General features: G+C 64.8%; 11 protein-coding genes. 7 read left to right on the top strand and 4 right to left on the bottom strand.

The window, feature by feature from the left end:
• The first annotated feature begins 5 nt into the window (after positions 1–5).
• Entirely contained in the window at positions 6–272 is a 267-nt protein-coding gene (gene csrA, locus FPY90_RS07280; RefSeq protein WP_071213003.1) for a carbon storage regulator CsrA, read from the top strand.
• Positions 273–372: 100 nt separating this feature from the next.
• Here csrA and FPY90_RS07275 read toward each other — a convergent pair whose 3' ends face one another.
• Positions 373–681 carry a helix-turn-helix domain-containing protein gene (locus FPY90_RS07275; protein ID WP_498684756.1) on the bottom strand — a complete coding sequence of 103 codons (309 nt, stop codon included), beginning with the start codon at positions 679–681 and terminating at the stop codon, positions 373–375.
• A complete protein-coding gene (locus FPY90_RS07270) occupies positions 678–1,031 on the bottom strand; it encodes a type II toxin-antitoxin system RelE/ParE family toxin (protein ID WP_071213004.1) in 354 nt (117 codons plus the stop codon). Before FPY90_RS07270 ends, FPY90_RS07275 begins: the two co-directional genes overlap by 4 nt.
• A gap of 494 nt (positions 1,032–1,525) precedes the next feature.
• Between FPY90_RS07270 and groES the strand changes: the two genes are divergently transcribed.
• From groES to guaB, 6 genes are all read left to right on the top strand, one after another.
• Positions 1,526–1,822, top strand: coding sequence for a co-chaperone GroES (gene groES, locus FPY90_RS07265; RefSeq protein ID WP_071213005.1), 297 nt, complete (start codon positions 1,526–1,528; stop codon positions 1,820–1,822).
• 60 nt (positions 1,823–1,882) lie between these two features.
• Positions 1,883–3,496 (top strand): chaperonin GroEL, encoded by a 1,614-nt coding sequence (groL, locus tag FPY90_RS07260; protein WP_071213006.1) that lies wholly within the window; start codon positions 1,883–1,885, stop codon positions 3,494–3,496.
• A gap of 313 nt (positions 3,497–3,809) precedes the next feature.
• Positions 3,810–4,484: a GAF and ANTAR domain-containing protein gene (locus FPY90_RS07255; RefSeq protein ID WP_498684752.1), complete on the top strand. Its 675-nt coding sequence runs from the start codon at positions 3,810–3,812 to the stop codon at positions 4,482–4,484.
• A 264-nt stretch (positions 4,485–4,748) separates the two neighbouring features.
• Positions 4,749–6,824: an acyltransferase family protein gene (locus tag FPY90_RS07250; RefSeq protein WP_498684751.1), complete on the top strand. Its 2,076-nt coding sequence runs from the start codon at positions 4,749–4,751 to the stop codon at positions 6,822–6,824.
• Between the two features lie 183 nt (positions 6,825–7,007).
• The gene (locus tag FPY90_RS07245) at positions 7,008–8,663 is read left to right on the top strand and encodes a glycoside hydrolase family 10-like protein (RefSeq protein ID WP_498684749.1); all 1,656 of its coding nucleotides are present in this window, start codon (positions 7,008–7,010) and stop codon (positions 8,661–8,663) included.
• 203 nt (positions 8,664–8,866) lie between these two features.
• Positions 8,867–10,372 (top strand): IMP dehydrogenase, encoded by a 1,506-nt coding sequence (gene guaB / locus FPY90_RS07240; protein WP_071213009.1) that lies wholly within the window; start codon positions 8,867–8,869, stop codon positions 10,370–10,372.
• 588 nt (positions 10,373–10,960) lie between these two features.
• Here the strand turns inward: guaB and FPY90_RS07235 are convergent.
• Both FPY90_RS07235 and FPY90_RS07230 read right to left on the bottom strand, forming a co-directional pair.
• Positions 10,961–12,427 carry an EAL domain-containing protein gene (locus tag FPY90_RS07235; RefSeq protein ID WP_175475362.1) on the bottom strand — a complete coding sequence of 489 codons (1,467 nt, stop codon included), beginning with the start codon at positions 12,425–12,427 and terminating at the stop codon, positions 10,961–10,963.
• A gap of 70 nt (positions 12,428–12,497) precedes the next feature.
• Positions 12,498–12,959: a hypothetical protein gene (locus tag FPY90_RS07230; protein WP_071213011.1), complete on the bottom strand. Its 462-nt coding sequence runs from the start codon at positions 12,957–12,959 to the stop codon at positions 12,498–12,500.

Below are 12,959 nucleotides of genomic sequence, written 5' to 3'. Positions count from 1 at the left end.
GTGCGGTGCTGGTACTTACTCGGAAGGTCGGAGAACAGGTCCTGATTGGCGAGGACATCGTGGTGACTGTCCTCGATGTCAAGGGCGATTCGATCAAGATCGGATTCGACGCACCCCGCGGCATCAAGATCCAGCGGGCCGAGATGCTCGCCGCCGTCACCGAGGCCAACCAACAGGCGGCCGAGGCCGCCACCGAGGCCGCCGAGGAGCGCCTGAAGGCCCTCTTCCCGGCGAAACCCAAGCCCCAGGCAACCACCGCACGGGACAAATAGGCACGGCTGGCATTCCCGATCTTTCGGGCGGACACGAACCCTGGCCAAAGTCACCGGTCAGGTGCCGTTTTCGTGGTGAATAGGGTTCCATGGCCCGTGGCTAGGCGATTTGGATACGTTCGTCTCCAAGCTCGACCTCGACCCGGAGCCTGCCGCCAATTGCCTCTACGTATTTACGCAATGTATCGACCTGTGTGCGCTCGATATCTCCGTGCTCTATTCGAGAAACCCGGTTCTGGGTGACCTGGAGCCTTCCGGCGAGCTGGACCTGGGTCAAGTCGGAAGCTTCGCGCAATTCGCGCAAGCGGTAGGCGCGGACCTCCTCGAGCATGCGCTTCTTATGTGCGTCAACGACGGCCCTGTCTACTGGCCGCTTCGCCAGCATTTCCTCAAAGTTCATTGCCATCATGGCGCTCCTTTCAGCGTCTTTAGGTGTTTGTCGAACAACTCATCGGCAACTGGAATATTCGTCTCGTACCATGTGTGCCAATTCCCCGCCTTGTCACCCGCAATCAGCATGATGGCTTGACGCTGGGGATCGAACGCAAACAGCACTCGCAATTCCGACCGGCCGCTGGAGCCTGGTCGCAATTCCTTCATGTTCTTGTGGCGTGACTGCACCACGGTATCGACCAAAGGGCGACCAAGCTGAGGGCCGCGTTCCGCCAACAATTCGATGGCAGCCATGCCCTGCACATAGGATTCGAAGTCCAAGTCAGACAGCCATGCGTCAACCAAGTTCAAGTCAACGATCCACATCACCACCAGAATACAACATGCAGGTAATATGACACAAGGGTTGTATCGATTGGGTGGCGGTGAATTGCTTGCCAGTGCCGCGCATGCCGCCGAAGCAGTTGAAATGCAGTTACGGACGCTGTCAGCATGTGTGGAAATACGTGGATTGGGATTCCGGTTTCCCGATTGCGCCTCGCCCGGATTAAGCATTTCCCCTTGAAAGTGGCCCTGCAGTGAAGTTGGAGGGAGTCCGGAGGGTCAGGCGCGGCTGAGTGTGTCCGGTATTTTCGGGCTTCGCCGTGCCGACCCTCCAGCACTGCGCCGAGCGCGTAAAACACGACGCAATTAGCACTCGCCTTGACCGAGTGCTAATGGTTGCCTAGAGTCATTCATGGTGCTTGTCGAACCCGGCAAGTGCTGAAAGCCTGAGGTAATTCACCAGCTGGCACCGCGACGACGGTTGGTACCACCCGAACGGCCCGTAAACCATTGGTAACTCACGCAAAGGAGAGACGATGTCCGTCTCCATTAAGCCTCTCGAGGACCGCATTGTCGTCCAGCCGCTCGAAGCAGAAACCACCACTGCTTCCGGTCTGGTCATCCCTGATTCCGCCAAGGAAAAGCCGCAGGAAGGCAAGGTCGTAGCAGTTGGACCGGGCCGTGTCGATGACAACGGCAACCGCGTTCCCGTAGACGTAGCCGAAGGCGACGTCGTGATCTACTCCAAGTACGGCGGAACCGAAGTCAAGGTCGGCGGTGCAGAGTACCTGGTGCTCTCGGCACGCGACGTCCTGGCCATCGTCGTAAAGTAGTTTTCCTGATAAAGCCCCGGCCCCTGGCCGGGGCTTTATGCAGCTTATAAGGAGCAAGACATGGCAAAGCAGCTAGCTTTCAATGAAGAGGCGCGACGCGCCCTCGAAGCGGGCATCGACAAGCTCGCAAACACCGTCAAGGTGACCCTCGGCCCGCGCGGCCGCAACGTGGTGCTGGCAAAGGCCTGGGGCGCACCGACGATCACCAACGATGGCGTGACCATCGCCCGTGAGATCGAGCTGGAAGATGCCTACGAGAACCTTGGCGCGCAGCTGGCCAAGGAAGTAGCCACCAAGACCAACGACGTGGCAGGCGACGGCACCACCACCGCCACCGTGCTCGCCCAGGCATTCGTCAAGGAGGGCCTGCGCAACGTTGCCGCGGGTGCCGCCCCGGGCGAAATCAAGCGCGGCATCGAGGTAGCCGTCGAGGCTGTCGCCGCACGCCTGGCCGAGAACTCGGTTCCGGTCGAGGGCAAGCAGGTCGCCAACGTGGCCGCCATCTCCGCGCAGAGCGAGGAAATCGGCGAGCTGCTGGCCCAGGCCTTCGAAACCGTGGGCACCGACGGCGTCATCACCATCGAGGAATCCTCGACGACCGCCACCGAGCTGGTTGTCACCGAGGGCATGCAGTTCGACAAGGGCTACCTGTCCCCGCAGTTCGTCACCGACCCGGAGCGCCAGGAAGCAGTCCTCGAGGACGCGCTGATCCTGGTCAACTCGGGCAAGATCTCCACGGTTGCAGAGTTCCTGCCGCTGCTGGAAAAGGTGCTGGCAGCAGGCAAGCCGCTGTTCATCATCGCCGAGGACATCGAGGGCGAAGCCCTTTCCACCCTCGTGGTGAACAAGATCCGCGGCACGCTGAACGCCGTGGCCGTCAAGGCCCCGGGCTTCGGCGACCGCCGGAAGGCCATGCTGCAGGACATTGCGATCCTCACCGGCGCCCAGGTTGTCTCCCCGGACCTGGGGCTGCAGCTGGACCAGGTCGGGCTCGAGGTGCTGGGATCGGCTCGCCGCATCACCATCACCAAGGACTCGACCACCATCGTCGACGGTGCAGGCACCGCCGAGGACGTGGCTGACCGCGTTTCGCAGCTCAGGGCCGAACTGACCCGCACCGATTCCGAGTGGGACCGCGAGAAGCTCAACGAGCGCCTCGCCAAGCTCTCGGGCGGCATCGGGGTGATCAAGGTCGGCGCAGCCACCGAGGTCGAGCTGAAGGAACGCAAGGCACGCATCGAAGATGCAGTGTCCTCCACCCGCGCGGCCCTTGAAGAGGGAATCGTCGCAGGCGGCGGCACCGCCTTGGTTGACGCACTGGCCGTGCTGGACACCGATCCGAACGTGCTCGCCCTGACCGGCGACGCCGTTGCGGGTGTCGGCATTGCCCGCCGCGCCTTGGTCCAGCCGCTGCGCTGGATCGCCCAGAACGCCGGCTTCGACGGCTACGTCGTCACCGCCAAGGTCTCCGAATCGCCGGCCAACGAGGGCTTCAACGCCCTGACCGGCGTGTACGAGAACCTGATCGACGCCGGTGTCATCGACCCGGTCAAGGTCACCCGCTCGGCGCTGCGCAACGCGGCATCGATCGCGGCCCTGGTGCTCACCACCGAAACCCTGGTCGCCGAAAAGCCGGCCGGAGATTCGGACTCGCACGCAGGCCACAACCACTAGCACCGCCCACACGGCAGTGCGTCCACGCGCCGCCGGCATCCAGGTTTCCTTCCCGCTTCGGGAGCGAACCCCGGAGGCCGGCGGCGTTTGGCGTTTACCCGGGCACGGCCGTGAACAAGCGGCGGCGCACGCGCCGGGCGCGGTACTGGCGAAATGCACGCGGATGCGGTAAAAATCTTGTTACGGAATTTAGCGACGGCCACCGGTGAGCGGGGGCTGTCGTGCAACTGGAGGAAGCGGTACGACAAACAAATTCATGGAGGCGCTGAGAAAAATGGACGTTCTTGGGGAACTGTGTGATTTGGTGGCCGAAATGGAAGGACTGCACGGCGTGTTGGAGGGCCTGGCCGAGCTGTCGGCCGATCGGCTGGGACGAGCCGCCGGATCGGACATCGAGTGCCTGGTGATTCTGCACATGCGCAAGCTGCCGCCGGCGATGGCGGGAAGCGATGAACGGGTGATACGCCTGGAGGGCATCGAGACGCTGCTGGATGATGGCCCCGGCCTGCACGCCGTGCGCAGCGGGCTGCCGGTCATCGTCAACGACGCCGTCGATGCGCGCTGGCCCGGGTACGGGCTGAAGCTGGCGGAGCAGGGCTTTGCCGGATTGGTGGCGGTCCCGCTGGAGCTTGGCGCCAGGGCCACGGCCGTCCTGGTGTTCTTCGCCGCCGACTCCGGGGCGCTCAGCGAGCCCATCGTGCTCGAAGCCATGGGGCTCGCCGACGAGGGACGCCGTGCCTTGTCCGCGGCCGTGCGGGTCGCGGAGGCCGAGCTGAAATCGGAGAACCTGGCCGCCGCCCTGGAGCACCGCACGGCGATCGACCTGGCGCGCGGAATCCTCATGGCCCAGGACGGTTGCTCCGCACAAGAGGCCTTCGACATGCTGTGCAAGGCGTCGAACAACAGGAACCAGAAGCTCCACGCCCTGGCGGAGGAAATCATCTCCCGTTTTGCCCCGGCGCCCGGACCAGCACATTTTGACCCCTAGGCCGGCGCGAGGGAACAGGGTCCCCAGGGGGTGCCTGGGCGGGCCCGGAGGTCGTCGAGGTCCAGGCGGCGGGGGCAACGGCCAAGGTCATGTGTCCTGCAACGCCCGTGGAGGGGGCAGCGATCCGACGACACCGGGAACCGGCTGTAACGAATTGATAACGGGGTTTGGTAACGTTGGATGCCCATGCCCAACGTTCCGGGCTTGGACACACCGCAAGCTTTACAGGATGTACCGATGCCTATCCCCACACCTGTCCCTATAGTGGCAGGCCGGAGCAACGCACCGGTCACGACCCCCGCCGAACGCTTCAGGCCCGAACTCCAGGGCCTGCGCGCGTTGGCGGTGGTGCTCGTGATGGTCTACCACGTTTGGTTCGGCCGGGTTTCCGGCGGCGTTGATGTCTTTTTGCTGCTCTCCGCGTTCTTCCTCGCCGGCGCGTTCATCCGCAAGGTCGAGACCGGGCGGCCCCTGGCGCTGATTTCCTACTGGCTGGGCGTCTTCCGCCGGCTGCTGCCCGCCGCGGTCTTGGTCCTGCTGTCCGTGATCGCCGCCAGCATCGTGCTGCTGCCCAAGGCGCGCTGGAGCTCGATCATGGAGCAAACCGCAGCCAGCCTGTTCTACCGGCAGAACTGGCAGCTTGCGGCGGACTCGGTGGATTACTACGCCGCCGACCACGCCACGGCCAGCCCGCTGCAGCACTTCTGGTCGCTGTCCATCCAGGGCCAGGTCTTCATCCTGTGGCCGCTGCTGCTCGCCGCGGGCTTGGTCCTCTTCAAGGCGCTCTGCGGCAGGTTCCCGTCGATGAGCTACCGGAACACCATGGGATTCCTCTTCGGCGCCGTGTTCACCGCCTCCCTGGCCTACTCGATCCACATCACCGCAACCGCCCAGGAATGGGCCTACTTCGACACCGGCGCCAGGCTCTGGGAGTTCGCGCTCGGATCGCTGCTGGCAGTGTTCCTGCCGCAGCTGCGAAAGCTGCCCAGGGCCCTGACCGTGCCGCTGGGCTGGGTGGGCCTGGCCGCGATCCTGGCCTGCGGCATGCTGCTGCAGGTGGAGCACGAGTTCCCCGGGTACCTGGCCCTGTGGCCGACCCTGGCCGCGGCCTTCGTCGTCATGGCCCCCGACAACCGCTTCGGGGTGCAACGGGTGCTGGCCCTGGGCCCGCTGGTGAAGCTGGGGGACATATCCTATGCGCTGTACCTGTGGCACTGGCCGGTGATGATCTTCTTCCTCGTCGAAACGGGAAACGCGGAGATCTCCTTCACCACGGGCCTGGGCCTGATGCTGGTTTCCCTGGTGCTGGCCTGGGCCACCACCCGCGTCGTCGAATCCCCGATGCGATCCTGGCACTGGCTCTCGGCCAAGCGCCGGCGCGCGGGCCTGGGCATCGCGGTGCTGCTCTCCCTGGTGCTGCTGCCGCTGTCCGGCTGGGAACACCGGGTCGCCGCCGAGGAACTGCGTGCGGCCTCCCAGGCGGAGATCGACAACCCCGGTGCGGCAATCCTGGACCCCGGGTTCGGGCACGAACCAAGCTCCGAGGCCGTCATGGTCCCGCTGACCAGCAAGCTCGACGAGGAATGGTCGAACTTCGGGGCCGACTGCTCCGGAGCATGGGCGCCCCAGGCACCCGAGGTCGAATACTGCCAGCAGCGCGGCAGCGAAAACGCGGAAAAGACCATCGTGGTGCTGGGGGACTCGCACGCCCAGCACTGGAGCGGCGCGGTGGACGCGATGGCGCAAAAGCACGGCTGGCGCTGGATCCTGCTGACCAAGCCGTCGTGCCGGTTCGGCGGACCCTCCGACACCCGCGGCGAGGAATGCGGGGCGTTCAACGAGGCTGCAGGGAAATACGCGCTGGAACACGATCCCGATGCGGTGCTCACCCTGGGCACCTTCACCGCCCTGGGCGAAGACCCCGAAGGCCGCTCCCCGGCGCAGCAGGAACGGATAGTGCCCGGCTACGAGGCGGGAATCCGCCCGCTGCTCGATGCCGGCATCCCGGTGGTGGCGCTGCGCGACACCCCGCGCTTCACCACCCCGGCCCCCGAATGCGTGGACCGGTTCGGCGCGGAATCGGAGAATTGCAGCGCCCCGGTGTCCGAGCTCATGGCCAAGGCCTCACCGCTGGACAACCTGGCCGCCGACGGAACGCTGGGGGAGAACTTCTCCACCATGGACATGACCGACCAGCTCTGCCCCGAGGGCATCTGCCGCCCGGTCATCGGCAACGTGCTGGTTTACATGGACCAGTCCCACCTGACCAGCACCTATGTCCGGACGACGGCTGCCCAATTCGAGCGGCGCTTCCTGGAAGCCCTCACCGGCTCGCACTGATTCCAAGCGCCGGGCCAGCGCCGAGAAGCACCGTTGGTACCGGCCGGAGCGTCGTGGAAAAGTGCCGCGCAAACGTGATGCCGAGGGCCTTTTGCCCCCTCCCCGTGCGGCGTATTGTTGCCTCCAAGCGGCCGAACGATCCGGCCCGGCCGTGCCCACTTGCGCACCATCGGAGTCAATGCCATGAAAACGGAAATGGCACCATTGTCCCTGGCCCTTGCCGGCCCCGTGAGCAGGAGGGCGGTGCTCTCGGCCGCCGTGGCGGTGTTGGGAGGAGCCGTGCTGGGCCCCGGACTGGTGGCGGCCCCCGCCGCGGCGGCGGTCACCCGGAACCACGTCTACACCATCTCCTCGCGCAACACCTTCACCTCCGCCACCTACCCGCGCACCGAGTTCCGCGCCCTGTGGACCGCGAGCGTGCTGAACATCGACTGGCCCTCCAAATCCGGGCTGTCCGTGACCACCCAGCAGGCGGAGCTGCGCTCGATCCTGGACCTGGCGGTGTCCCGCAACCTCAACGCCGTGCTGCTGCAGGTCCGCCCGGCCGCGGACCGGATGTGGAAGGCCACCCTGGGCGAGCCCTGGTCCAAGTACCTCACCGGCACCCAGGGCACGGACCCGGGCTACGACCCGCTGGCCTACGCCATCTCCGAGGCGCACAAGCGCGGGATCGCCCTGCACGCGTGGATCAACCCCTTCCGCGTATCGATGGACACCTCGCTGACCTCGCTGGTGGCCAGCCACCCGGCGCGGCTGAACCCTTCCTGGTCCTTCGCCTACGGCCCGCGACGCTACTACAACCCCGGCATCCCGGCGGTGCGCACCTTCATCCGCAACGTGGTCGTCGACCTGGTCAAGCGCTACGACGTGGACGGGGTGCACTTCGACGACTACTTCTACCCCTACCCGGTGGCCGGGGCCTCGATCCCGGACTCGTCGACCTACAACACCTACAAGGGCACCTTCACCTCGATCTCTTCCTGGCGGCGCAACAACATCAACGTGTTCGTGCGCGACACCCACACCGCGATCCACGCCGCCAAGCCCCGGGTGGTGTTCGGCATCGGTCCCTTCGGCATCTGGGCCAACAGCTCCTCGAGCTCCCTGGGCTCCGCCACCAGCGGGCTGGAGAGCTTCTACGCCCTCTACGCGGACACCCGGCGCTGGGTCAAGGAGGGCTGGATCGACTACATCGCCCCGCAGTTGTACTGGTACCAGGGGTACTCCGTGGCCAACTACAACGTGCTGGTCGATTGGTGGGCCAAGCAGGTCGCCGGAACCAGCGTCAAGCTCTACACCGGGGAAGCCGCCTACAAGGTCGGGGACCCTGCTACCCCGGCCTGGCAGGACCCCAACGAGCTGCGCGACCACGTGACCAAGTGCCGTGCGGTCCCGGCGGTGCGCGGCCAGGCGTACTACAATACCACCGCCGTGCGGGCGAACAAGCTCAACGCCATCGGGATCCTCAAGGCCGCCAAGTACGCACGTCCCGCCCTGCCGGTGCCCTACACGCAGCTGAACTTCGTGCGTCCCTACACGCCCACGATCACCACGGCCGTGCGCGAGGGCACCGGCGTGCGGTTGGGCTGGAGCTCGAGTTCCAGCGGGGAGCCGATCAAGCTCATCGCCATCTGGCGCTGGGAATCGACAGGCTCGGTCGTCCCCTACATCCAGTCCACCGGCACCTACCTGCGCACGGTGCGCCGGCGCACCGCCTCCGCCCAGTCCTGGCTGGATTCCGGGGTGGTGCTCGGGCACTACTACTGGTACATGATCCAGTCGATCAGCCAGACAGGCGTGGACTCATTGCGGGCCACCGCGATCTTCATCAGGGCGTGAGGCGCCGGGGCCTTGGGACCGCATCGTGCCGCGCCGTTCCCGCGCTGCGCGAGGCCTCGGGATGGCCCCGGCGGTGCGGGCGGATGCCGAGGCGCGGGCGGTGGCGGGAGTTGCGTTCGCCACACCAACCACGCGGGAATGTCGCTTGGCGGTGAAGCGTTCTAGGATGTAATCAATCCCCGCACCGGCGTGAAAGGTCCCCCGTGACTGAGTTCAATCCATTTGCCTTTGAAGGCCTCACCTACGATGACGTCTTGCTGCTTCCCGGCCCGACGGATGTGATCCCCTCGGAGGCAGACACCACCACGCGCCTGACCAAGCGGATCTCCATCAACATCCCGCTGCTTTCCGCGGCCATGGATACCGTCACCGAGGCGCCGATGGCCATCGCGCTGGCCCGCCAGGGCGGCATCGGCATCATCCACCGCAACCTGTCCATCGATGACCAGGCCGACCAGGTGGACCAGGTCAAGCGCAGCGAATCGGGCATGATCACCAACCCGGTGACCGTGAACCCCGGGGCGACGCTGGCCGAATGGGACGACCTGTGCGCGCACTACCGCGTCTCGGGCCTGCCGGTGGTCGATGAGAACCGCAAGCTGCTGGGCATCATCACCAACCGCGACACCCGCTTTGTGCCGCGCGAGACCTACATGACCACCAAGGTCTACGAAGTCATGACGGCTATGCCGCTGATCACCGCCAAGGTGGGGGTGTCGCGCGAAGAGGTCATCAACCTGCTGGGCAAGCACCGCATCGAGAAGCTGCCGCTGGTAGACAACGATGGCCTGCTCCAGGGCTTGATCACCGTCAAGGACTTCGACAAGGCCGAGCAGTACCCGCTGGCCACCAAGGACGACGAGGGCCGCCTGCGTGTCGGCGCTGCCGTCGGCTTCTTCGGCGAGGGCTACGACCGCGCCATGAAGCTGGTCGAGGCAGGCGTCGACGTGCTGGTGGTCGACACCGCCAACGGCCACACCCAAGGCGTGCTGGACATGATCGCCCGCCTGAAGAAGGACCCGGCGGCCGCGCATGTGGACGTCATCGGCGGCCAGGCCGCGACCCGCGAGGGCGCCCAGGCACTGATCGACGCCGGCGCCGACGCCATCAAGGTCGGCGTGGGCCCGGGATCCATCTGCACCACCCGCATCGTCGCCGGTGTCGGCGTCCCGCAGGTCACCGCCATCTACGAGGCAGCCAAGGCAGCGATCCCGGCCGGCGTGCCGGTGATCGCCGACGGAGGCTTGCAGCACTCGGGCGACATCGGCAAGGCCCTGGTTGCCGGCGCCGATTCGGTCATGCTCGGTTCCCTGCTGGCCGGCACCGCCGAGTCCCCGGGCGATTTGGTCTTCATGAACGGCAAGCAGTTCAAGGCCTACCGCGGCATGGGCTCGCTCGGCGCCATGGAGACCCGCGGCAAGAACACCTCCTACTCCAAGGACCGCTACTTCCAGTCGGATGCGCCGTCCAACGAGAAGCTGATCCCCGAGGGCATCGAGGGCCAGGTCCCGTACCGCGGCCCGCTCTCCGCGGTGGCGCACCAGCTGGTTGGCGGCCTGCGCCAGACCATGTTCTACGTCGGCGGACGCACCATCCCGGACCTGAAGGAGCGTGGCAAGTTCGTGCGCATCACCGCCGCGGGCCTGAAGGAATCGCATCCGCACGACATCATGATGACTGTCGAGGCCCCGAACTACCGTTCGCGCTAAACGCCCATCACGACAGAGCCCCGGCCACCTGCTCCCACAAGGGAATCGGTGGCCGGGGCCTCTTGTATTTACTGCGTTGAGGAACAACGGCTTCGTCCGGCGCCTCAAGCAGGCGGACACCAACCATCGATTGATGATGTAGTCGCGTCGATTGGGTAAGTTGACGTTCGGTAGGTAGGCTAGGTTGGTTGGTCCTGCCACCCCCCCTAAGTGCAGGACCATTTTCGGAAGAATCTGGCACCCCAAGTACCAGATTCTTCCATGGGAGTTACGACGCAGACCCCAAGCTGCGCGTTCCCAGGGCAGGGACCCGCTGACGTAGCGCGGGTTCCTGCCCCTTCCATTTCCCATCGATCCCATGTGCAGCGCCCGGGTGGTAAATTGGGTTGGCGTAAACGTCGCTGGACCGGCAACGATGCGATCGCCGATGGCACCCTCGGCGATCGCCCAAGATGAATTTCGCAGAGATATCGCTTCAACATCCCGTAACACTCAGCACCCGTCACGGCTAGGCTCCGAGCACTGGCTCCCGCAGGGGAACTGGTGGTCGAGGCCTTTGGCATGTGGTGTGCCGTGGCTGAACTGCCATCACGCGAGCGCTTGGCGGCGCATCCGCAACAGTTCCTCGAATGCGGCTGCGTCCAGCGGAACGGCATAGTGGAATCCCTGGACGGTTGTGAACCCCATGGCCTTGAGCTTCGCCGATTGCTCGGCAGTCTCCACTCCTTCGACGACGCACTCAAGGTCACAAGCTGCAATCAAGTCGGAGATGGCGCGAAGGAAGGATTCCTGCTTCGGGTTCACGGCAATGTCGTCAACGAGAGTCCTGTCGATCTTGGCTCCGGTCACGGGCAGCTGGCGCAGATAGCTGATTGAGGAGTAGCCGGTGCCAAAGTCGTCAATAAAGACCTCAACCCCCATCTTCGCCAAAGCCATCAAGGTATAGCGGTGCAGGTTGTCACCCGACATCAAGTTGTTCTCGGTGATTTCCAAGGCCAGCACGGTTGCCGGAAGTTCATGCTGGCGCAAGACCCTGCGCACCTCGTCGGCGAAGCCCAGGTCGTGCAGTCCACGCGAGGTCACGTTGAGGTGGACCTTGAAATCTGCGCCGACGAGCTTGGCCGCCCGCCACCTCTTGACGTCGCTCAGTACCCGATCCAGCAGGTATTCAGTCAGTTTGCCGACCATGCCCGCCTCCTCGGCAGCGGGGAGGAACTCGTCTGGACGCACGAGCCCGTGGCCCGCTCGATTCCACCTCACCAAGGCCTCTGCGCCGATGATTGCCTCATCCTTGAGGCGGACCACTGCTTGGTAAGCAGGGAAGAACTGCTCGCCGTCCAGTGAATGTCGGAGATCGGAGAGCATCTCGGCCTTCTCACGTCGTTCAAACAGCATGAACGGCTCGAATTCCACGACCTTTTCGCTTACCGAGCGCTTGGCCACATACATGGCTGTGTCCGCCTCAAGCACGAGGCTGTCCGGCGAATGCGACGGCGTTGTCCGGGCAATGCCAAGGCTGGCCCCGGGGCTCAGGTGGATGTTGTCGATCACCATGTCCTGGTTCATCGCCGCAACGATGCGTCGGCCCAGGGCGACGGCGTTGTGTTCCGGTGCGTGCACCAGGATGGCGAATTCGTCGCCTCCGAGTCTCGCCACGAGGTCCTCGGCGCGCACACAACCGCGAAGCCTCTCGGCGAGCTGGCACAGGACCTTGTCGCCCAGTGCATGGCCGTAGGTATCGTTGATGCTCTTGAAGGCATCCAGATCCAGGAGCATCAAGATCGGGGCCGAGGGACCCGTGCCGGGCTCGACAAGCGTCTTGTTGATTTCCTCCATCAAGGCGGAACGATTCGCGAGCTGGGTCAAGGGGTCCGTGTAGGCCAACAACGCCATTTGGTCGCGGGCCGCCTCGAGCAACCGCGTGCGCTCTGCCACCCGGCGATCAAGCGTGGAATACGTCGTTTCCAGGTCAGCGGCCATGGCATTGATCCCCATGATGATGGCGTCGATCTCATCGCGCCGGCTGCTGGGATGCAATAGGGTATCGAAATCCATGTCCGCGATCCTGAGGATGGCGTCGACAATGCGCGGAATACGGGGTTCGTCCATCTCGAGAGGGCCGGGGTCAGTCATCTTCGTGGAAGAACGCGAGTGCGTCCTGCCGGCTTTCGACATACATATACCGTCGCGCAGGATCGACCTTGCGCATGAAGAATCGTGCCAGCACGCGGTCTGCGGGTCCGGAGCCCAGCAGAGCCGTGCGCATGCCCTCGGTCATCGGATCAATCAGGGCAGTGACATTGGGTTTCACACTGTCAATGCCGCATACATCAACCAGCAAGTACTTCACCTTCCGTTCGAGGCGCGCGTCCGCAAGTCCCCAGAGCTCCCGGACCGTCTCGACTGACAACACCGTCCGGGGATGGAAAACGACCTCAAGCAATTCGTTGGCGAAGAAAGTGAGCCGGGCATGCTTGACGTCCAGGCTCCAAACCGCTTGCTCTGCCGTGCCTTCAGACGTCGCGTCCGCGATCGGACTAAGTCCGTCCAGCAGCAAGCCAATCTCGAGAAGGGGAACCTGTCCCAT

It is taken from the genome of Arthrobacter sp. C2 (assembly GCA_024207135.1).
In the GTDB taxonomy this organism is placed as follows: domain Bacteria; phylum Actinomycetota; class Actinomycetes; order Actinomycetales; family Micrococcaceae; genus Paeniglutamicibacter.
Note: the sequence above shows the minus strand (reverse complement) of the source record. Positions and strands in the feature narration are given on the sequence as shown.

Bases quoted from the DNA above. Each gene is read 5' to 3' on its own strand.
- FPY90_RS07235 (WP_175475362.1), bottom strand. From the start codon at position 12,427: ATGGATTTCGATACCCTATTGCATCCCAGCAGCCGGCGCGATGAGATC.
- groL (WP_071213006.1), top strand. From the start codon at position 1,883: ATGGCAAAGCAGCTAGCTTTCAATGAAGAGGCGCGACGCGCCCTCGAA.
- FPY90_RS07270 (WP_071213004.1), bottom strand. From the start codon at position 1,031: ATGTGGATCGTTGACTTGAACTTGGTTGACGCATGGCTGTCTGACTTG.
- FPY90_RS07275 (WP_498684756.1), bottom strand. From the start codon at position 681: ATGATGGCAATGAACTTTGAGGAAATGCTGGCGAAGCGGCCAGTAGAC.
- groES (WP_071213005.1), top strand. From the start codon at position 1,526: ATGTCCGTCTCCATTAAGCCTCTCGAGGACCGCATTGTCGTCCAGCCG.
- FPY90_RS07245 (WP_498684749.1), top strand. From the start codon at position 7,008: ATGAAAACGGAAATGGCACCATTGTCCCTGGCCCTTGCCGGCCCCGTG.
- FPY90_RS07230 (WP_071213011.1), bottom strand. From the start codon at position 12,959: ATGGGACAGGTTCCCCTTCTCGAGATTGGCTTGCTGCTGGACGGACTT.
- FPY90_RS07255 (WP_498684752.1), top strand. From the start codon at position 3,810: ATGGAAGGACTGCACGGCGTGTTGGAGGGCCTGGCCGAGCTGTCGGCC.